Source organism: Bdellovibrio sp. CKG001 (assembly GCF_055397465.1).
Genome location: NZ_AP029173.1, coordinates 2382129 through 2405816, shown reverse-complemented (window position 1 = coordinate 2405816; position 23688 = coordinate 2382129). Strand labels below are relative to the sequence as shown.

The 23688-nt window shown below is 50.9% G+C and carries 17 protein-coding genes; 12 read left to right on the top strand and 5 right to left on the bottom strand.

Going from position 1 to position 23688, the window contains the following annotated elements; translation table 11 throughout:
- Window positions 1-81 precede the first annotated feature (81 nt).
- The 9 genes from ACZ50P_RS11390 (at window position 82) to ACZ50P_RS11350 (ending at window position 16097) form a co-directional block, all read left to right on the top strand.
- Window positions 82-933, top strand: coding sequence for an HNH endonuclease family protein (locus tag ACZ50P_RS11390; RefSeq protein WP_464131227.1), 852 nt, complete (start codon window positions 82-84; stop codon window positions 931-933).
- Between the two features lie 100 nt (window positions 934-1033).
- Window positions 1034-1771: a hypothetical protein gene (locus ACZ50P_RS11385; RefSeq protein ID WP_464131226.1), complete on the top strand. Its 738-nt coding sequence runs from the start codon at window positions 1034-1036 to the stop codon at window positions 1769-1771.
- Window positions 1768-2064 carry a hypothetical protein gene (locus ACZ50P_RS11380; RefSeq protein WP_464131225.1) on the top strand — a complete coding sequence of 99 codons (297 nt, stop codon included), beginning with the start codon at window positions 1768-1770 and terminating at the stop codon, window positions 2062-2064. Before ACZ50P_RS11385 ends, ACZ50P_RS11380 begins: the two co-directional genes overlap by 4 nt.
- A gap of 95 nt (window positions 2065-2159) precedes the next feature.
- The gene (locus tag ACZ50P_RS11375) at window positions 2160-3449 is read left to right on the top strand and encodes a putative Na+/H+ antiporter (RefSeq protein WP_464131224.1); all 1290 of its coding nucleotides are present in this window, start codon (window positions 2160-2162) and stop codon (window positions 3447-3449) included.
- 282 nt (window positions 3450-3731) lie between these two features.
- A complete protein-coding gene (locus ACZ50P_RS11370) occupies window positions 3732-7418 on the top strand; it encodes an ABC transporter transmembrane domain-containing protein (RefSeq protein ID WP_464131223.1) in 3687 nt (1228 codons plus the stop codon).
- A gap of 155 nt (window positions 7419-7573) precedes the next feature.
- Window positions 7574-11722: a tail fiber domain-containing protein gene (locus tag ACZ50P_RS11365; RefSeq protein ID WP_464131221.1), complete on the top strand. Its 4149-nt coding sequence runs from the start codon at window positions 7574-7576 to the stop codon at window positions 11720-11722.
- A gap of 4 nt (window positions 11723-11726) precedes the next feature.
- On the top strand, window positions 11727-13154 hold the full coding sequence (locus tag ACZ50P_RS11360; protein ID WP_464131219.1) for a fibrinogen-like YCDxxxxGGGW domain-containing protein: 1428 nt from the start codon (window positions 11727-11729) through the stop codon (window positions 13152-13154).
- Window positions 13155-13172: 18 nt separating this feature from the next.
- The gene (locus tag ACZ50P_RS11355; RefSeq protein ID WP_464131217.1) at window positions 13173-14630 is read left to right on the top strand and encodes a fibrinogen-like YCDxxxxGGGW domain-containing protein; all 1458 of its coding nucleotides are present in this window, start codon (window positions 13173-13175) and stop codon (window positions 14628-14630) included.
- Window positions 14631-14642: 12 nt separating this feature from the next.
- Window positions 14643-16097 carry a fibrinogen-like YCDxxxxGGGW domain-containing protein gene (locus ACZ50P_RS11350; protein ID WP_464131215.1) on the top strand — a complete coding sequence of 485 codons (1455 nt, stop codon included), beginning with the start codon at window positions 14643-14645 and terminating at the stop codon, window positions 16095-16097.
- A gap of 65 nt (window positions 16098-16162) precedes the next feature.
- On the opposite strand, the gene ACZ50P_RS11345 is transcribed toward ACZ50P_RS11350, so the two are convergent.
- The 5 genes from ACZ50P_RS11345 to ACZ50P_RS11325 form a co-directional block, all read right to left on the bottom strand.
- Window positions 16163-16384, bottom strand: coding sequence for a hypothetical protein (locus ACZ50P_RS11345; RefSeq protein WP_464131212.1), 222 nt, complete (start codon window positions 16382-16384; stop codon window positions 16163-16165).
- 87 nt (window positions 16385-16471) lie between these two features.
- Window positions 16472-17929: a sensor histidine kinase gene (locus tag ACZ50P_RS11340; protein WP_464131210.1), complete on the bottom strand. Its 1458-nt coding sequence runs from the start codon at window positions 17927-17929 to the stop codon at window positions 16472-16474.
- The gene (locus ACZ50P_RS11335) at window positions 17907-18590 is read right to left on the bottom strand and encodes a response regulator transcription factor (RefSeq protein WP_464120651.1); all 684 of its coding nucleotides are present in this window, start codon (window positions 18588-18590) and stop codon (window positions 17907-17909) included. Before ACZ50P_RS11335 ends, ACZ50P_RS11340 begins: the two co-directional genes overlap by 23 nt.
- Window positions 18571-20688, bottom strand: coding sequence for an LTA synthase family protein (locus tag ACZ50P_RS11330; RefSeq protein ID WP_464131208.1), 2118 nt, complete (start codon window positions 20686-20688; stop codon window positions 18571-18573). The genes ACZ50P_RS11335 and ACZ50P_RS11330 overlap by 20 nt, the downstream gene beginning before the upstream one ends.
- A gap of 35 nt (window positions 20689-20723) precedes the next feature.
- Entirely contained in the window at window positions 20724-21125 is a 402-nt protein-coding gene (locus ACZ50P_RS11325) for a hypothetical protein (RefSeq protein WP_464120653.1), read from the bottom strand.
- 92 nt (window positions 21126-21217) lie between these two features.
- Between ACZ50P_RS11325 and ACZ50P_RS11320 the strand changes: the two genes are divergently transcribed.
- Genes ACZ50P_RS11320 through mnmH form a run of 3 tightly spaced genes read left to right on the top strand, consistent with a single transcriptional unit; the run spans window position 21218 to window position 23647 of the window.
- A complete protein-coding gene (locus ACZ50P_RS11320) occupies window positions 21218-21460 on the top strand; it encodes a twin-arginine translocase TatA/TatE family subunit (protein WP_464120654.1) in 243 nt (80 codons plus the stop codon).
- The gene (gene selD, locus ACZ50P_RS11315; protein WP_464131206.1) at window positions 21457-22509 is read left to right on the top strand and encodes a selenide, water dikinase SelD; all 1053 of its coding nucleotides are present in this window, start codon (window positions 21457-21459) and stop codon (window positions 22507-22509) included. The genes ACZ50P_RS11320 and selD overlap by 4 nt, the downstream gene beginning before the upstream one ends.
- On the top strand, window positions 22499-23647 hold the full coding sequence (gene mnmH, locus ACZ50P_RS11310; protein WP_464131204.1) for a tRNA 2-selenouridine(34) synthase MnmH: 1149 nt from the start codon (window positions 22499-22501) through the stop codon (window positions 23645-23647). The genes selD and mnmH overlap by 11 nt, the downstream gene beginning before the upstream one ends.
- The last annotated feature ends 41 nt before the right edge of the window (window positions 23648-23688 follow it).

Genomic DNA, 23688 nt, shown 5'->3' with positions numbered 1-23688 from the left:
TCGCGATTTATTCTTTGCAAATAAGCGAATTTCTTTTTCTAATAAGAAAACAACGATGCTCTAAAAGGATTTGGAGACTTCATGAAGAAATCGCTTCTTGTGATGATGTTGGTGGCCACTTTCGGAAAATCTCAGGCCCTGGCTGAAAATTATCTCGCCAACCCCCGATTTGATGACTACTACACCGTCAAGGAAGGGGAATCGCCGCAAAATTCCTCCTCCTCGTTTTCGGATCCTTTGACTGTCGCCCATGAGTTCCTGTCTGATTCTGAAGATTTTTTCACTGAGTTACGCGCCCGTTTGTATTCTCTTTTGCAGTTTGATCACCACAATGAAAGTTATGGTGCTGTCACCGAGCCCTACAATCGCTCCAAGCATTTTGGGGGATGGGTGAATGATCGTCGGGATGATGTCTGTTACAATACGCGGGCCAAGGTGTTGATTCGCGACTCGGAAAGCCCAGTGGACTTTTCCTCCAATGGTTGCTCGGTGGCTGCGGGGAAGTGGCAGGACCCTTATGGGGATCGTTCTTACACGCGGGCCAGTGAAATTCAGATTGATCACTTTGTGCCGTTGAAAAACGCCTATCTGAGCGGTGCCTATAAGTGGACTAGAACCAAGCGCTGTCTGTATGGCAATTTCCTGGGGAATGGCTTCCATTTACTGGCGGTCTATGGAAAGGAAAATGCCTCGAAAAGCGATAAAACTCCTGAAGGTTACATGCCACCCAATCCAGCATATCGCTGTCAGTATTTGGTGCAATGGTTGAAGGTGAAAATGATCTGGTCCCTGGGGCTGACACCGCCGGAAAAAGATCGGGTGCTGGAGCTGGTTCAGGAAAACCACTGTGACGTGAATCAGTTCGTATACAGCGCCACAGAGCTGGCGGGGCAGCGCCAATTCATGACGGACAATCTGGCGATGTGCCAATAGTTTTACTCTGAGAATATGTAATGACCGTGTAATAAAATAAGGACTGGAAATAGGTCCTGTTTCGGCTCAATTTCGGGGCTGTCATGCCGATAAGTTCCCTATGAAAACAGCTCTTCTTTTTACAGTTTTGATTTTGAGCGCGACGACCGGGCGGGCGGCAGAGTCCTGCGGGCCTGGTGCAAAATCCGTAGTGCAGGATCTGAAAAGTCTTTGTCAGGAGCTCGATAAAAAGAATGAAGCTCACTGCCAGGTCAAGACCGCAGTGAAGGCTGAAAAGATGCCAGAGATCACTTATGGTGTGTTCAGTGCTTCCAGTAAAATGAAGGGGCTCTTTGACAAGCTCAACACTCTTCAACAGGCGTTTTTAAAAGAATCCGGGGGATGTCCAGGGGGATGCTCTAAGGTGAACTCTCCGGTGGTGGAAATCAAAACAGAACCCACGGGCACGGTGGCTGACCCTTCGTGTCCGGCAGCTTATAAGGTTCTTCAGGTGTCCGCGGCAGAGGCTTCGAAGTACGGGGTCAAGCAAACGGACAAGTCCTTCCAAAAAGCGTTTCGTCTTGTCGGGGATGAAAAGGTCTGTCAGGAAAAAGCCAGCACCTTTGCTCAGGAAACTCTGATGGGCAAAAATGAATTCGGCAGCTTTCTGGAGAATCAAAAGTGCCAATCACCTTGTTCATATGCCTCCGTCATTCGCATGAAGACGGAAAAGCTCAGTAAATCTGAATGTGCGGTGGTGCTGGAACTTTCCGTGCATTGTGGTCCTCCGAAAAAAGACCGCGAATGGAAAACCAACGCCTCTTTGACCAAGGCCTTTCGTTGTGAGGTGGCTCCATGAGAAAAGTGATAGTCTGTGCCATTCTGTGTGTTTCCTCAGTGTCCTTCGCGAAAGTGTGCGAGGATTCCGATAAGGGCTTGATTCCTGAAACGGCGGGAAAGATTATTTATGCTTTGGGGGATGAAAACTGTCTTGGTGACAGCTGTTATTCCCAGGTCGTCAAAGAATTTGACCGGTGTTTGGATTCGCAAAAACTTCTGGAATTCGCCTGTCAAAAAGGTGAAGTGCTTGAAAAGGAAATTCTGTGTTCCTCCGGGCAAGTCTGTCTAAAAGGGGCCTGCGTCAAGAAATAACGGTGTCGCAGATCTTGCGTGGACTCGATGCAAAATCGGCATGTGTTATCCGGTTCTGGTTGGCAGGGCTTTTTGAGTCTGTTTAGTATGTCTTTATGACATACACTACAGTTGAGCTTATCGGAACAATTCTGTTTGGCCTGGCCGTTATTCACACCTTCATGGTGGGACGGATTTTGGCGTGGTCCCATCATTTTCCCAAAAACTCGTTATGGAGCAATGTCTTGCACCTGCTTGGTGAAATTGAGGCGGTGTTCGCGATCTGGGCGGCGCTCTTTATGGCCATTTTCATCGGCATCGAAGGCTGGGAAAAAGCCATGGCTTATCAGACGGGTCTGAACTTTATCGAACCGTTCTTTATTTTTGCCATTATGGTTGTCTGCTCCACCAGACCTGTGCTGGCTGCAGGACGTAAAGGGATTTTAGTTGTCAGTTCGTTGATTCAAAGGGTTTTCCGCACGCCCGCTGTTCTGACTGATATTTTTGTGGTGCTGATTTTAGGGCCATTAAGCGGCAGCTTTATCACGGAGCCTGCAGCGATGACGGTGACGGCCTTTATGCTTAATTCGATGCTGCAGAAGGAAACAAACAAACTGATTTATGCCTTGATCGCGGTGTTGTTCGTGAACATCTCCATCGGCGGGGCTTTGACGCCATTTGCGGCGCCTCCCATTTTGATGGTGGCTGGCAAGTGGAACTGGGACTTTGCCTTTGTCTTCTCTCATTTTGGTTGGAAGAGTGCGATTGCGGTGGCTATTAATACCTGCTTGCTTCTGGCGATTTTCCGCAAAGAGCTCAAAGAAGGTTGTATCCCTTTGCGTGAGGTTGAGACTCGTCTTGCGGGGGCTCAGGCGGCCATCCCAGTTCCGGTCACTATTGTGCATTTGTTATTCCTGACCGGGATCGTTGTTACGGCTCACTATCAAAATGCCTTTATGGGCATCTTCTTGTTGTTCCTGGGGGTTGCGGCCGTCACGCAGAGATATCAGGATACTTTGCGCCTTAAAGAAAGTCTGCTTGTGGCCATGTTCCTAGGGGGGATTATTCAGTTTGGTGCCTTCCAGAAATGGTGGCTGGCGCCGCTTCTGGGCAGCATGAGTGATTTGTTGCTATTTAAGGGAGCGGTGGGATTGACTGCTATCACGGACAATGCAGCTTTGACTTATCTCGGATCTCAGGTGGAAGGTTTAAGTGAGGCCAGCAAATATGCACTGGTGGCCGGTGCCATCGCCGGGGGTGGTTTGACGATTATTGCCAACGCTCCGAATGCAGCAGGGTATTCGATTTTAAGCCATAAGTTCCCCGGTGGAATCAAACCTTTGAATCTTCTGATCGCCGCTGTGATCCCGACGGCCGTTGCGATCAGCTGTTTGTGGCTGCTGTAAAGGGCCTGTCAAAACAGTACTTCGGGCTCTATTATAGGATTCTTTTTAATTTATTCTTTGAGGGGGCTGGACAAGCCCCTTTTTTTTGAGTTACGCTGAATCATCTCACAAAGGGAAGGAGGCACATTATGATGATTAATTTTATCAACACTTCGATGAAGTTGATCTCTATGCAGAGCCTTCTTCTGTCACAGTTCTAAGACACCCTCATTAGGCGTCTTATTCTTCTGAAAATTTAGTTTTTGTTTTTTACAGCCCCAAAAGGGCAGTTATGGATTCTTTATGAATTTGTTCCGACGTTTGTTATTTGCTGACGTGACACCCTTGGTGAAACTGGCCAAAACCAAGCATATTGATGAAAATGATCTGATGGCATTGCCGGCCGATTTGCACCCACAGCACGGTCAGATCAACCTGGATGAAATCAAGTGGAGCAGTCCGCGGGCGCTGCTATTTTCTTTGATCCGGGCTTTGCGCAAGTATACCTGGCCCTCTTATACCTGGTATCTGGCAAGCTCTGTTCTGGCGCTGTTATCGCCTGTTTTGGTGAATCGTTTTGTCAGTGTTATTTCTGCAGGTGTGACGCAAGAGGCCTTACCGACGGCCCTGACCTTTGGGGTGTTGCTTGGCTTCTGTGGCTTTCTGTCCGGGCTTTTCATGCAGCATTACTTCTTCAACGGTTTAAAAGCCTATCAGGTGATGACCAACATCCTGAATGAGAAGTTGTTCCGTCACAGCTTGAAGCTGAGCCAGAAGGCACGGCAGAAAAATCAGGTGGGCGATATCGTCAACCACATGAGCACCGACTCTGAAAACGCTTCAGATTTTGCCATGGTTCTGGGGGACTTTGTTTCTGCGGTCTTTCTGATAGTGGGCGTGGTGATCATGCTCTTCTATTACATCGGCTGGTCGGCTTTGGCGGCGCTGGTGGTGCTTTTCACCCTGGCTCCTTTGACCAACTATGTGGCCAAGAAGTTCACGCGGTTGGATGAGGAAATGATGGCTCATCGCGATCACCGGGTGACGCTGATGACCCAGGCGATGAATGCTATTCGCGTGGTGAAGTATTTTGCCTGGGAAAAGAGTGTTTCCAAGGAAGTCACAGAGGTTCGTGAAAAAGAACTTAGCAGCCGTCGTCGCCTGGCCAAGGCGGAAGTTGTTTCCAGTCTGGGGTATCTGGCGGTTTCAACATTGGTTCTTTTTGTCGCCCTGGCAGTTCATTCCTGGCGCGGGGAAAAACTGGATGCGGCCATCATCTTTACCTGCATTTCCTTGTTTGGTTTGTTGGAAGGACCTTTCGGGGATCTGTCTCGTTTGATCTCTCGTGCGACGAACGCGATGGTGGGGGCCCGCCGTATTTTGGAATACCTGCAGGAAGATGAAGTGGAAATCTCCACGGAAGAAAGAGCTGATGCGGGTGCTTGTGTCGGTGTGCAGTTGCAGAACGTCAGTTTGCGTTTTGATGGCAACAGCCAGGATGTTTTATCAAATTTGAATCTGCAGGTTCCGGCAGGAAGTTCACTGGCTATAGTGGGGCCAGTCGGTGCGGGGAAAAGTTCCTTATTAATGAGTCTTTTGGGGGAACTTCATCCACGTGAAGGGCAGATCAAGTTCACACCGGAAATGCCCGGTCGACCGCGCATGGCCTATGTTCCGCAGGAAGCCTACATTATCAACAGTTCTTTGCTGGAAAATCTGCAGTTTGGTGAAGAGGTTTCCAAGGAAGACTTGCGCCGGGCCTTGCACAACAGTTGCCTCAGTCGTGACCTGAAAGAGTGGTCCGGCGGCCTGCGCACAGAGATCGGTGAAAAAGGTGTCAACCTGTCTGGCGGACAAAAGCAGCGTGTGGCTTTGGCACGGGCATTTTTGCGCAAACCGCAGGTGGTGCTTTTGGACGACCCATTGTCTGCCGTGGATGCTGAAACTGAAAAGCTTTTATGTGAGCGCCTGATTTTTGGTGCATGGAAAGGCACAACTCGAGTGGTGGTCACCCATCGCCTGGAGTTCCTGTCCAGTTTTGATCAAGTGATCTTTATTGAGAAGGGAAGGATTCAGGGGCAGGGCACTTATGAAGAGCTGTTAAAGCTTCCGGCCTTTGCAGATTTTTATAAAGAGCATGGAAAATCTCAAGGCGAAGGCGAATCCGTCAGTGTCAGCGAGGTGGCCCAGGATATTTCCAGCCTGCAGGAAGCTGTGGAAAGCAAGAATGTGCGTGTCACTGAGGACGAGGATCGAGAGGTCGGTGCTGTCAAAGGATCCGTGTATTGGGACTACATCAGCTCACTGGGCGGGGATGGTAAGTACACCAAGCCGTTGATTTTGGGATTGTTGTTGACGGGGGCTGTGGCGGCTACGTTGCTGCCCTTGGCGCAAAAAGCCTGGCTGTCTTACTATTCAGATCATCAGACACAATGGGTGGCTCTGACGGCCATTGGAATTTATGGTTTGATTGGTATAGCAGTTCTGGTGGGTTCATTGGTGAATCACTTGTTCTGGCTGGACCGGGGAATTCGTGCCGGGAAGAACATGCATGACAAGATGCTGAAAAGTGTTTTGTCATCGCCGGTTCGTTTCTTCGATTCAACGCCGGTGGGGCGGATCATTCAGCGTTTTTCCCGTGACGTGGAATCGGTGGATGTCTATTTGCAGTGGAGCTTTGATTCCGCCGTACATTGTGCTTTGCAGGTGGTTGTTTCGATGGCCCTGATTTTGACTTTGATGCCGTTGATGGTCGTGGTGATTTTGCCAGTAATGGTTTTGTACTATGTGCTGCAAAAGGACTATCGTCGTCCGGCCCGGGAAGTGAAACGTTTTGACAGTGTGGCAAGATCGCCGAGATATGCACATTTCAAAGAAAGTTTGCAGGGGCTGGTGGTGATTCGCAGCTTCAACAAGGCTCAGTGGTTTATGGATAATTTTTATGCGAAGCTGGCACACAGCAATCGCATGTTCCATGCGCACTATCTGATCAATCGCTGGTTTTCTTCGCGTATTCCGCTGATTGGTGGTGTGATTTCCATGAGCACTGCCGTTGGTGTCAGTTTGTCTGCTTACGCTGGGGTGATGGATGCGGGAACCGCAGGTCTGGTGACCCTGTATTCACTGTCCTTCTGGGGCTTCTTGAATTGGGGTGTCCGCGTGTTTGCAGACATTGAGTCGCGCATGACCTCCATTGAGCGTTTGAAGTACTTCTCAAATCTTCCGGCGGAGGAGTCCGTGCTGAAAGCGCCGTCAGAGCCTTTAAGTCCGACTTGGCCCGAGCGCGGAGAAATCTCGGTTGAGAATCTGAAAGTGCGGTACGCGTCCCATCTGCCATTGGTTTTGATGGGAATCAATTTCAAGGTCGAAGCGGGAAGTCGCGTGGGCATTATCGGTCGCACAGGTTCGGGGAAAAGCACCTTCTTCCAGTCGTTGTTCCGCTTTATCGAGGCGGAAGAAGGTCATATCGCGATTGATGGAATCGACATCGCAAGCGTGCCGCTGGAAAAGCTGCGCCGAAGTCTGGCCATCATTCCCCAGGACCCGACCTTGTTCATGGGCACGATCCGCAACAACCTGGATCGTTATAACGAGTACACGGATGAGGAAGTCATCGGTGCTTTAAAACACGCCTCCATGTGGAGCTATGTTTCCAGCCTGCCCAAGGGGCTGGCTTCCGAAGTTTCAGAGGGCGGTTTGAACCTGAGCCAGGGGCAGCGGCAACTGCTGTGTCTGGCGCGGGCGCTTTTGACCAAGGCACGAGTGATTGTGATGGACGAGGCCACGGCCAGCGTCGATGTGCAAACCGATGCGTTGTTGCAGAAGGTGATTCGATCCTCTTTTGCCGGAGTGACGATGCTGATCATCGCCCATCGTCTGGGAACGATCGAGGACTGTGACCAGATCGTGGAGATTCTGGCCGGAGAAGTGAAATCCATTCGCCGACCAACCGAGTTTTCCAAAGAGGAAATTGAAGAAAGTCTTGTGTAAATAAGAAGGCCATGCAGGACCTAAATCCCTGCATGGTACTTTTGAGGTCTCAAGTTGAGACGAATAAATGAGATCCATGTAACAATTTGCGATTTTTTGTCTTCTATTTAGGTAGTGTAATTAAAAAACTATCAAAATGTTCCGATAGTTAATGCATGGGATTAAAAGGAACGTTCACTGCACTCCTTCTTATTTTCGGTTTCGGGACTGCTCACGCGGCCCCGGCAGCCTTAACCTATCAGGGCCGTATCGTTAAAAGTAACGGGCAACCGCTGGAATACGCGGCGGTGGCATTCGAGTTTACGGTTCTGGCTCCGAACAAAACCTGTGTTCTGTATCGGGAACAACTTAATAACGTCAACATGGTGAATTCGGGTGGTGTTTTCGATGTGAAGATCGGAAGCGCACACAACTATCCGGGGGGAAACAACCCAAGCTTCACCATATTGGATGCGTTTAACAACGCTTTGCCTTTGGTGTGTGACGGGAACTCTCCTTACAATCCCGGCCTGACGGACGGCCGCTTCCTGCGTGTGCGTTTTTATGACGGCGCTCAGTGGAACACGATTTCACCAGACAGTGAGATTCGCACAGTTCCATTCTCGGGCTTTGCGGCGTCTGCTGCGAAACTGGGTTCGAACGTGGCATCTGATTTTGTCATGAAAAATGAAGTTAACGGGAACTTGAACTGTGACTCGGGCAGCTTCCTGACCTGGGATGCGATCAATAAGGAATTTGGCTGTGCGGCGGTGGCAGGTGCCAGTGGCGGGACTGTCAAAACTGTGACTGCGTCAGCGGGAAGCAACCCGTATTTGACGGTTTCTGCAGATACAGTAAATCCTGTGATCACTTTGAATGTCGGCACAACTTCAGGTACCGTGGCGGCTGGTGATGATGCGCGCTTTACGAACGCTCGTACACCATCAGGAACAGCTGGTGGCGCTTTGTCCGGAACCTATCCTAATCCGGGGTTGGCCGATAATGCGGTGACCACGGCGAAGATTGCAGATCAGGCGATTTCAACGTCAAAACTTTTTGCAAATCCAGGTATCAACCGTCTTGTGAAAACGGATTCAGCAACAGGGGACACCCTGGAGCCGTTCTATTGTTCCGCAGGTCAGGTGATGGTCTGGAACGCCGGTACGGGTTGGACTTGTGCCAATCAAACTTCTTTGGCTGTGGGCTCGGCCTCTGTGTCAGCCAATTTCACCGGAAGTCTTGCTGGGGATGTCACGGGCACGCAAAGCGCGACGGTGGTTGAAAAAATCAAGGGCTATGATCTGGACTTCACGGCAGCGCCGACAACAGGTCAGGTTCTGAAGTTTAACGCCTCTGGGAAATGGGTCGCTTCCAATGACAGCAATGCCGGAGGAACAGTGACGAATGTTTCTGCCACGGCGCCATTGTCTGTCACAAACGGCGGAACGACGCCGCAGATTTCCATCACCAAAGCGGACAATTCCACCGACGGTTATTTGTCAGCCAGTGACTGGATTGTCTTTAATGGAAAACAAAATGCTTTGGGCTTCACACCGTTGAATCCCGCCAATAATCTGAGCGAACTGACCGCGACCGCAGCGACGGCGCGAACCAACTTGGGGCTGGGAACTGCGGCCGTGAAAAACACTCCGGCAGCAGGTGATGCGGCGGCGGCGGAAGTTGTTCTGGGTAATGACTCTCGCTTAACAAACTCCCGTGCTCCTTCCGGGGCAGCAGGTGGGGATTTAACCGGAACTTATCCAAGTCCCACACTGGCGGCCATCGGGGCCGGTGGCACAGGGACTAAGATCACTTATGACACCAAAGGGCGTGTGACGGCATCGACGGGACTTGCGGCAGGTGACATTCCTAATCTGGATTGGTCAAAAATCACTTCCGGCAAACCTACAACGCTTTCTGGATATGGCATCACGGACGCTTTGGTTTCAAATGCCGGGGGTTCTCCAAGTATTCAATCCGGCACCGATGCGGCGAAACCGGTCAGCCCGGCGGCAGGGGCGATCTACTTTGCTTCGGATACAAAGGTTATCTATCAGTACAACTCGGGGGCGTGGGTGGCCATTGCTTCTTCCGCGGGAGCTGGTGGTACGATCACGTCCTTAACCGGGGACGTGACAGCATCTGGAAACGGAGCCGTCAGTGCAACGGTGAATTCCGTGGGTGGTTCTTCGGCAGCCAATGTGAACAGTGCGACGGTGGCAGCAAATGCCGCAACAAATTTAAATACCGCCAGTACAATCGTGAAGCGTGATGGCTCTGGCAACTTTGCCGCAGGCGCCGTCAGTGCGGGTTCTGTGGTGTTGCGTGATTCAGGTTCTAACACGGTGACCTTGCAGGCTCCGACAAATGTGTCTTCCTCTTATGTGTTGAGATTCCCAACGGCAGTCGGCGCGGCGAATCAGGTTTTGACGACAGATGCCTCCGGAAATCTTTCCTGGACCACGCCTGCTGTGACCACTGGGGTGGCTGTGACTTCTCCGATTGTGAACTCCGGGACCGCCAGCGCGCCGAACATCGGCATTCAGGTGGCTAACGGAACTCAGAATGGTTATCTGTCCTCTGCGGACTGGACGACTTTCAATAATAAACTTTCTGCGACACTGGCTCCGGGCAATATCCGCGTGGGTAATGGATCCAGTGTGGCAACAGCCGTGGCACCTTCTGGGGATGTGTCCATGACCAGTGCAGGTGCGTTCACGGTGACCAAGGTACAAGGAACGGCAGTCAGTGCCACAGCGCCTACAGCTGCAGGTCAGGTGCTGCGCTACAACGGCACCACGCAGTATGCACCAGCCTTCTTGCAACTGGGCGATCTGCGTTCCACCATCACTCCTTTTGGTGGAGTGTTTGCCAGCACGGCGTGTTCTGCTTCGCAGACAATGTATTATAATGCCGCGACTGACACGTTCCTGTGTCAGTCGATTTCAGTGACGGCGGCGAACTTTGCCAACCAGGCGCAGAATTCATTCTTTGCAGGTCCGGCTTCAGGCGGTGCGGGCGCACCGGCGTTCCGGGCCATCGCAGCAGCGGATCTGCCAACTGTGGGTACGGCAGGTACCTATCGCTCGGTGACGACGGATGCTTACGGTCGTGTGACTGCGGGAACAAATCCCACAACGGCCGCAGGTTATGGCTTGACGGATGTCTTTGTGAACGGTGGAAACAGCTTCGGTGCAAATGCCACCTTGGGGACCAATTCCGCCAACTCGTTGATTTTGGAAACGAATGGAGCCGCAAGAATGACAGTAGATAGCGCGGGTCGGATCGGCATTGGCCAAAGCCCGACGACTGACGGGATGTTGACGATCAAAGCGGATGCGACGACGGTGGCTTCTTTAAAGTTGGATAGTGTTGCGTCTGGAATACCGTCGATAGATATGCTTCGCGATGGCAGTTGGATGGGAACGCTGGGGTATAGCAGTGGAGGTTCCAATGACCTGTTCATCAGCAATGGGGTGAATGGAGCCATCATCTTTGACACCAGTAATGTCGAAAAAGTCAGAATCTCTGCCGCTGGATACCTGGGGGTTGGGACAAATGCCCCAGGCTCAACTCTGCACGTTCGTCAAAAGGTGTCAGAGGCTCCATTTAAAGTCTCCAAAGCCGATGGCACTGATATTATGTCGGTGGACTGGGCGGGACGAATCACGATGGATACAAATTCCAACTCGACAGTGCCAATGTTGACTATCGGAAATGGAAACTTCGGGGGGCGCTTGTTAGTTCTGAATGGCAAGACCGGCAATACTTCAAACTTGTTAGAAATTAAGCACAACAGTGTTGATCGCATGGTGGTCACTTATGATGGAAAAGTGGGTATTGGCAATGCGGCTCCCAGCGAGGCTTTAGAAGTCACGGGCAACATCAAGGCCGCGTCTTATCTCTACACCTCAGATGCTCGCTTAAAGAAAGACGTGGTGACGCTGCCTCAGGCTCTGGAAAAACTGCTGAAGCTTCGTGGTGTGAACTTCGTCTGGAAGAACAACCAGGAAAAAACTGTCGGTTTCATCGCCCAGGAAGTGGAAGCCGTGTATCCGGAACTGGTGAAGACGGACAAGGTCTCAGGCTATAAATCAGTTCAGTACGGAAATATCACAGCCATTCTGGTTGAGGCCCTGAAGCAGGAACACGCCGAGCGTCTGGCAGACAGAGAGCTTTGTCAGAGTCAGATGGCTTCTGTGTCCCGCGGACTGGCCAGTGTTCAGCAGAACGCTGAAACCCGCATGCAACAGTTGGAAAAGGAAAATCAGGATTTGAAACAGCGCTTGGAGCGTCTGGAACAGGCCCTTTTGAAGGGAAAGTAAACCTGTGAGACATGCATGGAAGATCTTTTTTATTCTAAGCACAGCGCCCTTACTTTTGGCGCTGAACACCCAGGACACGGGTCACCGGGTCAATCGTTCCACGACCAAAGCCATTCAGGCCCACAATGTCTGTAAGAAGGTCATCAACGCCAATGCCACCAAAGACTTTTTTGTGCCTACCAAAGCCGCGGCGGAGTGGACGGCTTTTCGTTCCAACTTGCCCGCCGGCGTGACCTTGGGGAACTGCACCTCATGTTTGGATATTTTAAATAACAACGGCTCTGAAGGAGACGGTGTTTATTACGTCGATCCCACGGGGAGTTCTCCATTTCCTGTCTACTGTGACATGACCACTGATGGAGGGGGCTGGACCCGCTTATTCAGACATAACATTGCGGGTGGGTACTTTGCTGATGCCACGGATGCTTTGTCGAAGAATGCCGCCAATCCCACAGCGGATTTGCATTCAATCTTAAATCGTATCGATCATTTTAAAACCTCGGGCAATCGATATCACTTCCGGCTGACCTGGCCGGGCGAAGACTTAAAGAATATCTGGTTTCAAACAACCAATCCCACGACCGATGTGAATGTAGCGGGTTATACGACCGAGTTCGTGCAGGGGTATACCAATTATTGGGGGGGGCTGGAGTTGTCCAACGGGGCTCATGGTCCGGCCTCTACGTCTTCATTTTTAGATGGTTCCGTCAATCACGCCAACTGGTATTATTCCGTGGGTGCTTACGTCGTCTGGGGATCGGCGCCGCCGGGGCTTCCCGCATCAGATGTATTGGGAGCCAGTCACGGTGTTTCCGAAGTGAATCTTTGGATTCGTGAGGACAATACCCACACGCTGTATAATTCATGTAAGGCCATTCTGAACGCCGGGGCGTCCAAGGGGGATGGCATTTACACTATTGATATTGATGGAGCAGGGGTGACGGCTCCTTATGAAGTCTACTGTGATATGACTACCTCAGGTGGTGGCTGGACATTGGTGGCTTATTCGAATGGTGCTGTGACCGGCACGACGCCGAATGATTTCTTTGTGAACACTTACAATCTGGCGGCGGCAGGCAAACACTTAATGCCGACTCAGCAGGCTTCCGTAAATCCCGAAGCGTTTTCGATTGCAGTGAACACGACCGATGCCATGTTTGTATCGCCGTCTTACAACAGCGGCGCACCGATCATTGATCTGGCCGGAGGAAACTGGGACTATAATACCACCAAGTGCACCGGCAACCTTCGCCATACCAGCCGCACCGCCGGGTGTGCCGGTCAGACGGCCAATGATCACTACAACCTTTCAGATGCCTTCAATATTGCCTTCAACGCCGGGAACGAAGGGATCGTTCCCAGCTACAAAGCCACGGAAGTCTGTTACAGTGGCAAGGGGAATGCTTGTAGCTTTAAGTTCTATCTTCGTTAAAGTGGGACGTGATCGAATATGAAACTGCGTACAGCCATGATGATCTTTACAGCGCCATTCATCCTGGGAATCAACACTCTCGGTGAAGGGTACCGTATTCCCGTGAGTGGCTCTTTGCGCCTGTATCTGCCCTATGGAGCAGAAGGATCTTGTTATCATATTCAGAACAATCACGCCTCCAGTGATTTGTTTGTACCAACGAAAACCAGCACCGAGTGGAACGCTTTCACGGCTGCCAGCAAGCCTGCTTTCATCGTGGCGACGCAGTGTTATCCCAAATCCTGCAAAGAGATCAAAGACACTCTGGGAAGTCCCGCCGACGGAGTTTATACAATCGACTCGGACGGGTTGGGGGGGGATGCTCAGTATCAGGTCTCCTGTGACATGACCACGGACGGAGGCGGATGGACACGGATCTTCCGCCACAATATTGCCGGAGGGTATTTCGCAAACACGGCCGATGCGCTGAGCAAGAACACGGCCGCTCCGACGGGGAATCTTTATTCTGTCGTTAACAAAATTGGTGACTTCGTTGCGAATGGAAAATACCGCTTCCGTCAGACCTGGCCGGGATATTCGCAGAAAAATATCTGGTTGCAAACCACGAATCCCACAAGTGATGTCATCACTGCCGGGGTTGTTCCAATTGCAGTGAATCTGCACTCTGACTACTGGAATGGGTTGGAGCTTGGTAACGGAACTCATGGGCCTGCGAATTCGAATCAAGCCTTGTTGGACGGATCGGCACAGCGTTCGGACTGGTGGTACGCTATTGGTTCCACGGTCGCCTATGGAAACCCGGCCGGGATACCCATGGCAAGTCCTGTCCTGGGCAGCGGCGCCGGAGTCAGTGAGGTCAATTTGTGGATCAAAGAAGATGACACTGTGACAAACTACAATTCCTGCAAAGCCATTTTGGATGCGGGTGCATCGAACGGAAATGGTTTGTATACAATTGACCCGGGAAACACGGGGACAAAGATTCCAGTTTACTGTGATATGACCACTGATGGAGGCGGCTGGACCCGCATCTTCTATCATGACTATGTTGCTTCAGGTGTCTTTGCCAGTAAAGCCGAAGCTTTGAATCTGAATTCGACGACTCCGCTGGCAACCAAGTATTCCATTTTAAATCGGCTTGCTGGATTCTATCGCAGTGGTAAGCTGGAGTTGAAAATAAACTGGCCGGGAACTTCGTCACTGCGAAACTGGTGGACTCAGACCAGTAACTTCACGACGTCCCCAGTTGCGGGCTACACAGCTGTGGCCATTCAGTCCACCAGTAATTTGTGGGGGGGATTGGAGCTCTGCACTGCGCCTCAGGCGCTGGCGGATGGATCTGTTGGGCATTCTGATTGGTTCTACGGCATCGGCATGATCAGCGCGACCTGGGGGACTCCGGTGGGGTATCCAGCGTCAGACACGGTGGCGGGGTCTGGGGTGGGAGTGCCCCGGGTTGAACTTTGGGTGAAATAAACGGGGCGTCTCGTGACTAAGAAACTGCTTGGAATATTTTTACTGATGCCGTTCCTGCTGGGGATTAATACTCTGAGCGAGGGGTATCGTATTGCTACGGGCGGATCTTTGCGATTGTATCTGCCTTATGGATCTCAAGGGTCCTGTTACAATATTCAAAACAATCACGCCACCAGTGATTTGTTTGTGCCGACGAAAACCAGCACGGAGTGGAACGCTTTCACGGCTGCCACCAAGCCTGCATTCATTGTGGCGACGCAGTGTTATCCCAAGTCCTGTAAAGAGATCAAAGATACTCTGGGAAGTCCCGCCAGCGGAGTCTATACCATTGATTCCGATGGTCTTGCCGGGAATGCCCAATATCAGGTCTATTGTGAGATGACGGCAGACGGAGGCGGATGGACTCGTATCTTCCGCCACAATGTTGCCGGGGGCTACTTCACCAGTCCGGCGGATGCTTTAAGTAAAAACACGACAGCTCCGACCGGGGACCTGTATTCGGTGTTGGATAAAATTCCGAATTTCTTAACGAACGGAAAGTATCGATTCCGCCAGACGTGGCCGGGATACACGCAAAAGAATATCTGGTTGCAATCCACCAACCCCACCAGCGACGTGGTCTCTGCGGGAGTGATTCCGATTTCAGTCAATTTACACACCAATATGTGGAACGGTCTGGAGCTGTCCAATGGCGCGCATGGACCTGGCAATACCAATCGATCTTTGTTGGATGGATCTGTTCAGCACTCGGATTGGTGGTACGCTATTGGTGTGAGTTCGGCCTATTACGGTGGGATACCGATGGATTCAGGGGTGACAGGTTCTAACTTCGGTGTCAGTGAGGTCGAACTTTGGATCAAGGAAGATGATACGGTCGCAAACTACAATTCCTGCAAAGCCATTTTGGATGCAGGTGCCTCTATCGGAAATGGTCTGTACACGATCGACCCAGGCAACACGGGGACAAAGATTCCGGTTTACTGTGATATGACCACAGATGGTGGTGGCTGGACGAGAATCATGTATCATGACTATGCCGCCGCCGGTGTGTTTGCCAGTGATGCTGAGGCGCTCAATGTGAACTCAGGCACTCCTCTGGCAAAAAAGTATTCTATCCTGAATCGACTGGCCGGATTCTATCGCGGCGGAAAGCTGGAGCTGAGAATCAACTGGCCTGGAACTTCCACCAAGCGCAACTGGTGGACCCAAACCAGTAACTTCACAACATCACCAGTGGCGGGATACACGCCTGTGGCTATCGAATCCACGAGCAATTTCTGGGGCGGGTTGGAGTACAATGGGGGTGTTGACACTCTCGCTGATGGATCTGTAAATCATATCAACTGGTTTTATAGCGTGGGTGCAAAGACAGTTAACTGGGGCGCGACGCCTCCGGGGTTGCCAGCTTCTGAAGATGTTGCAGGCGTTGGCGTCGGGGTCCCGCGAGTGGAGCTTTGGGTGAAATAGCGGCCCCAAATAAAAAAAGGGAACCCGAAAGTTCCCTTTATCACATTCTTGCTGTGAAGCAGGAATTAGTGACCAGCAGGAGCTGTTGCAGGTGCAGCAGGAGCTGCAGCCGCTGCAGGAGCAGCTTCTTTAGCGTGCTTTTTCTTAGCAGCTTTTTTCTCAACTTTTGCAGTTTCAGCAGCAGGAGCAGCTGGAGCAGTTGTTGTAGCAGCAGCAGGAGCTGTTTCGTTAGCGTGAGCAACTACACCAGCAAAAGCGATAGACATCAAGATAGAAGCGAATTTCATAGTAACCTCCTAATGGTTCTTTGTTAGCTTCAATTACGGAACACCGAAAGCCTAACAAAGGAGGTTAAAACCCTAATTAAAAACAGATTAAATGTTTTTAATTTCAAAAGTAAATTTCGCACCAGCCCCTGAGTGATTCTCAGCACTTAGCTTGGCATTGTGAAGGATGGCGATTTTTTGTGCGATCGCCAAACCCAGACCAAAGCCCTTAACTTTTGCTTCCATATTCGAACCGCGTGAGAAGCGCTCAAAAATTAATGGCAGTTGTTCTGCGGGGATTCCCGGGCCGTTGTCTTCAACGATCAGGGCTGAGTTTTCGGATCCGTGGTTCAGCGTGATAGAGACCACTTCATTATTGGGTGAGTACTTGATGGCATTCTCCACGATGTTCACAATCAGATTTTCCAGCAGGTCATTGTCTCCGCGAATCAGGCGGTGATCCTCGCTGGGTTCGTTGTTAATTGTGACCTTCAGTTTGATGTCTTTGGATTTCGCAAGCTTTTCACAACGAGCCAGAGCTTCAAAGACCAGCTCATCGAAGTTCAAATCCTGCAGATTCATGGCTCCAATCCCCGCATCCACGCGCGCCAAAAGCAGCATCTCCCGAACGATGCTGGACAGACTGTCCACTTCCTGCAGGGCGCTTTTGATAAATTGATCCACGTCTCGATGTTCGGCTTTTTGCAGCAGTTCCAGTTCACCCCGCATGATCGTCAAGGGGGTCAGGAGCTGATGAGAGGCATCGGCGACGAAACGTTCCTGGCTCATAAAGGCTTGTTGAATACGATCCAGCATTTCATTCAGCGTCAGGGAAAGCTGTTTGATTTCATCGTTGGCATGGGGCACGGGAACTCTTTTGGACAGCTCGCTGGCTTTGATCTCTTTGGTGATCTGAATAATATTGTTCACGGGCTTTAAAGCTCGCGCCGAAAGGAACAGCCCGCCCAAAGTGGCAACAATCAGAACCATGGGAATACCCAGTTGCATCAGGGTCAGTCGTTTCTGAATCTGTGTTTCCAACAGGGTCATGGGGACGGCGATCTGTAGCAGCAATTGCGGCTTGGCGGCATTGTCCAGAGGGAAGGAGATCAGACGGTAAGAATCTGCCTCAGCGGAGGGGATATTGCGAATGTGTTCGATTGTGCGATAGGTGGCTTCTTCGCCCTTCCAGATACGTTCAAAATCCTTCTTGTAGGGTGGGTTGAATTCACCAAAATTCCCCACGCGGGCCAGGACGGCACCGGAACTGTGGCGGACCTGGATCAGCGCCGTCCCCAAAGGGAAGGGCAGGATTTTACCATGATCCAGGCGCAAAGGGGGAAAGCTTAAGTCCCCCTTGATGCCAATTTCGATCCCGTCAGAAACATCCACGCAGTAGTTGAACAAAGCATCGTCAAAGTCCTGCTGAAGGTTGTCGATCATCATTTGGAACAGAAACATATTAAAGAACACCGTCGTTGTCCCGAAGATCAGAACAAAGATCAGCGACAGGCGCAGGCGGATGCTGAAGCTGGAAAGAAAATTACGAATTTTCTTTAAGAACATAGCCAGTTCCCACCACCGTGTGGATCAGACGTTTTGGGAATGGAGCATCGATTTTTTTGCGCAGCAGATTGATGTAGACATCAATCACATTGCTTTCAGAATCAAAGTGAATGTCCCAGACATGTTCAGCGATGGAAACGCGCCCCAGGGGCCGCTCTGGATTTCTCATGAAATATTCCAGCAGTGCGAACTCTTTGGAGGTTAACGAGATGTCCTGAGAGGCCCTGCGAGCTTTGCGTTGAATCAGGTCCAATTCCAGATCGGCATATTTCAGTACGTTGGAAGCCCCACCGTTGGAAGGCGTTTTACGACGTAAAAGTGCGCGCACCCGGGCATGAAGTTCGTCAAATGAATAGGGCTTCGTCAAATAGTCATCTGCCCCGGCGTCAAGACCGTGAACTTTGTCTTTGGTGGTGGAAAGGGCCGTCAGCATCAGAATGGGTCCTTCAAACCCGTCGCGACGGATGTGGCGGGCCGTATCGATACCACTTTGATCGGGCAGCATCACATCCAGAATCACCAGATCGTAATCCCCCTGGGCCAGATATGATTCCGCCGCAGATCCGCTTTCAGCAAGATCAACAGCATAGCCGACCTCATTAAGGCCCTGCTTCAGGAAGTTCGCCATCTTTACTTGATCTTCAACGACTAGAATCCGCATGGTCTACGGGTCCTTTCTGATCTTGTTTTTCCTTCATGAAATAGTAATCCAAAATACTCATCAATGATTTGTATTTCACGGCCAATTGCTTTTTGTGCTCTGTATTTTCACCGCGAACAAGGCGCTCGTAAGAGCCCTCCCAATCCAAAGGCTGGTCATTTTCAGCTTTGCCGGAAGTCAATACACCGCCGCTCCGATCCACAATCAGGCCGGAGTTGTTGACGGCAAAATCCCCGGTCTTGTCAAAAAGATCACGCCCCAAAGAATAGTACGGTGTTTCGGACAAAGCCAGATTGTACAGGGTGGGAGGGATGTCTGATTGAGAACCGAAGGCTTCCGGGTCCAACTTTTTACGGATGGCGTCTGGCAGATACAGATAGAACGGCACAGAACCTTTTTGCAGAAGTTCCTGTTCGGTAAAGTTCACGATCCAGAAGGTGTGGTCTCCGGTAATGGCGACGATCACTTTGTCTTTTAGCGGTGAGTTCTTGAGTTTGGTCATGAACTCGGCCAGTTTGTCCGAAGAGTATCGATAGGTCTTAAAACGTTTTTCCGCCAGTGCGGCATCGCCAATCAAACGATTCTTCAGCTCTGCCGGAGCGTTCAGGGGTGGAGCCTGATAAGTGCTGGGCAGTTGATAAGGCGGATGGTTGGTTGTGGTCATGGTCAGCAAGAACTGCGGTTCTTTGGCGTCAGACAGGGTCTTCAACACATAATTGAAAAGGTCTTCATCGTAGATACCCCAATCGTGTTTTTCTTTGATTTCGCCAAGACCTTCGGCGATTTCATTTTCGCCATCGACGGCGTCAAAGCCCTGTTGGAAGGCGAATTTATTCACCTCACGCCAGCCTGGATTGCCTCCGTAAAGGAAACGAGCCTTGTAGCCAGCACTTTTAAACACTCGTGCGGGACTGGAGCGGAACGGCACCTGCAGATAACTGCTTTCGGTCAGGAATTCACTGATGGGTCTTTGGGGGGAGCCGATCATGAGACAGCTTAAGCTGCCAATGGTGGCATTGGTGCTGGACAAAAAATGGGTCAGATAGGTGTCCTGCTGAAGATGTTTTTCAAAATCCCCCAGGAGATTGAAGTCGGGATGATTGTAGTTAAACCAGTAGGCCCCCATGGACTCCATGACCAAGAGCACGACATGGGGACGAGTTTTTTCGGCCCACGCGTTCTTCGGTGTTGTTTTCTTCATCAGTTGCAGGGGATCGGTCGGAACCTGATCTTCAGAAATCTGATAGAAATCGGCAAAAGCTTTGCGATAGTTTTCACCATAGCCGTAATGACGAAGATTGCTGTCCCATTTGGAGTTTTGCTGCGACTTCAGTTCAATGGCGCGGGTCAGGGCACGCACCCCATTAAAGCTGAGGTGATTGACAAAGATACTCTTGGAAATACCCGTGTCCATTTCGCTTAAAGGGAACAGCGCCAAAGAGCCCCGCGCCCCAATGCCATTAAGGACGAACAGCACAAAGAAAAACAGGACAAAAATCGGATAAGAAATTTTCTGGACGCCTGCGGGCCACCATTCTTTTCCTTGGGTGAAATTGACCTTAAGCCCCTTCCACAGAAGATAGGTGAAAAGGAACAAGCCCAGGAAGATCCAAACCACCGGATAGTTGCTCCACATGGTTTTTGTCAAAGCCCACGTATCGTCTTCGAAATAACCAAAGATCAGGACGTTAATGCGGTCCTGATAGAAACTGTAGAAGCCAAAATCCACAGCCGAGAAAAACATCACGATGAAAAGCATCACCGTGTAATATGGAATCAGAAATCGGGAAAAGCGGGAAAACAGGGGGTTCAGAATCCCGGCAAAACCCTTCCAGAAAGAACAAAGGCTGAAAAGCAAAAGCAGGAGCAGGGGAATGGCGTTGATGTAAAAAAGAACGGTTCCATCAAAGCGAGCCCCCAGGACGAAGGCTTTAAAGACATCTCCTGAAAGCGGGGCCAGTTCGCGGGAATCCCCGAAGGTCAGCATAAAGGCCCAGCGCCACAGGAATCCAATAAAAAGGAAAACTACATTCACGATCAGAATGCGTTTAAGATAAAGCCAAGACTGATTGAACCACTGTGCCCGTACGTTTTTCATTGAGGAAGTGAAAGTCTCACTTCCCGGGCTCAGGATCAATCTGGAATTTTACCGAAATCCCATTTCTGGTTCGGATCTTCGGGGACCTGGAATCCGCCCCCTTTGTCGCCTTGAACGGCCTCAACAGACTTAATGCGTTTATCGCCGTCGGCAGTGACAGAGACCGCCGGGCCGCCGGGTTTTCGCGACTTTTCCAGGAGTTTCAAGGTTGCGCCATATTGCGGCAAAGAGCGGGGGACGACATAGGCGCCCTTGGCTTTGTCGCCTTCGAAAAAGACTTCGACTTCTTCGGAAATTTCACGCACGACGCGAACTTTGGCGGAAAAACTTTCCGACTTTTCGGGTTCGGCCTCTTGCTCATAGATAGAGGTGTTCATTTTCTTGCTTTGGGCCTGCGCATCACCCGTGAGAAACAGAATCATGATGAAACTCAGCATTGTATTTCCCCTTTCTCAATATAATGCACGTCCTTTTGTTGCCGCGCAATAGGCCTTATGCTAGGGTTTGTGGGATCTAACGAGGAGACCTTATGAATTTGGGTTGGACTGAAATTCTTCTTATCGGCGGTATCGCTTTGCTTCTTTTTGGGCCAAGCAAACTTCCCAATTTGGGACGTTCTTTGGGTGAATCCATTCGCGGCTTCAAAAAAGGCCTGAGCGAGGACCCGAACGAAGAGCGTGAAGTGAAACAACAGATCACTCAGAATCAGCAAAAGCCGATGAATGAGCAGACTCAAACTGAAGAGAAAAAAGACTCTCACAAGCAGTCATGAGCTCTTCTAAAATCGCCCTGACTCAGACTGTGCAAAAGGGAGGTTGTGCCGCGAAGGTGGCCGCCTCCGAGTTAAGAAGCATTTTGCAGCAGGTGAAGTTCCCTGCGGCTCATCCGGCCTTGATGGTGGACGGGGGGCTGTTTGATGATGCGGCGATTTATAAAGTGAACGATGAGGTCGCTCTCGTTCAAACTCTTGATTTTTTCACTCCTATTGTCGACACCCCGAAACTGTTTGGTGAAATTGCGGCAGCCAATGCGCTGAGTGATGTTTACGCCATGGGCGGGAAGCCCAAAACAGCGATGGGAATTCTGGCGTTCCCGATTGCGACGATGCCTTCTGAGGTCATCGTTGAAGTCATGCAGGGGGCGAGTGATAAGATTGCCGAAGCTGACGCCAATTTTGTGGGCGGGCATTCCATTGATGATGACACTTTAAAATTCGGTCTTGCCGTGACGGGGTTCGTGAACCCTCAGTTTGTATGGTCCAATGCCGGGGCTCGTCCCGGGGATCATCTGATCCTGACCAAGCCTTTGGGAACCGGGACTTTGACGGCTGGTTTGAAACGTCAGGAAGCCACGGAAGAAGACATCATGGAGGCTTTGGTCAGTATGGCCACAGTCAATAATGCGGTGGATTTTATGACTCCGGCTTTGCAAAAGGAAGTTCACGCCGCAACGGATATCACGGGCTTTGGGTTGTCCGGACATTCGATGCAACTGGCGAAGGCCAGCAAAGTCAGCCTGCGTATTTCTTTAGGGAAGCTGCCTCGTTTTCAGAAGGCGTTGTCCTTTTTGGAAAAAGGTTTCCTGACCAAGGCGCACCGATCCAACGCCCAGTACACTGAAAAAGATGTGAGCTTTATGCAGGTCGATGACCTTCACAAGCTTTTGACTCACGACCCTCAGACAAGCGGCGGCCTGCTGCTGTCTGTTTCAGCGGCTGTAAGTGGGGAGATGGTTCAGGCCTTGCGTGCCAAGTTTAAATCTGCTGAGATCATTGGAGAGGTTTTACCCCTGCAAGATAAAGCGGTGATTTTTGAGCCTTAAGACTATCAAGCCCGATCAACTCAAAGAACTTTTTTCCCGGAACATTCCGCTGGTGGATGTGCGGGCTCCTGTTGAGTTTCAGCAGGGCAGCCTGCCTGGTGCCGTGAACTTGCCCATCATGAACGATGAAGAGCGGGCCAGTGTGGGAACCACCTACAAGCGCGAAGGTCAGGATGCGGCTGTCCGTCTGGGGCATGCGTTGGTTTCAGGCGCCATTAAAGAAGAGCGCGTGAAGGGCTGGAAGGATTTTTTTGAAAAACATCCCGATGCGGTTCTTTATTGTTTTCGTGGTGGCAAGCGTTCGCAGATTGCACGGCAATGGTTGCAGGATGCCGGGGTTTCAGTCCCGTTGATAGCCGGAGGCTATAAGGCTGCGCGAAATTTTTTGATCAAACAAATTGATGAGTTTTCTGTTCGTCACGAAATGATTGCGCTGTCGGGGCCGACGGGCAGTGGAAAGACCCATCTGTTGCATCGTCTGCGGAAGCGGTACCCGGTCCTGGATCTGGAGCACTTGGCTCGCCACCGCGGTTCCGCCTTCGGGGCTATGGAGGCAGAGCAGCCCACCCAAATTGACTATGAAAATCAGCTGGCTCGGGAACTGATGCTTCTTGAGGACAAAATTAACGGGGGAATCAAACCTCTGGTGGAGGATGAAAGTCGCCTGATCGGGCGTATCTATCAGCCAGCGACGTTCTTTATTCGACTTCGCGCGTCCTCGGTGGTGTGGATTGATGAACCTATGTCCGTGCGGGTTGAGAATGTTTTCGATGACTATATCCATAAAACGGCGATTGGATTGAGTGTCCAGTCACTGCCACGCTGTCAGGAGGAGGAAGACATCCTTCGAGGTGAAGCGTTGCAGGTGTTTGATAAGTACCGTCGCTCGACCATGGCCATCCATCGGAAGTTGGGTGGTCTAAGGCATCAGGAGGTGATGGCGGATTTGGATAAGGCTCAGCAGGATTATCTGAACCATCAGGATCTTTCCAGTAACAAAGTGTGGATAGAAAAGTTGCTGCTGTATTACTACGACCCTCTTTATTTGGGATCTTTGGATCGTCGTCAGGTGAAGGTTCTGTTTAAGGGAACTGCCGCTGACGCTGAAAATTACATCCTTGCCCTTGGTCAGAAGTGACCGCGATCGGCCGCTTCTGAGCCTGGCGGGAGCTTTCTTTT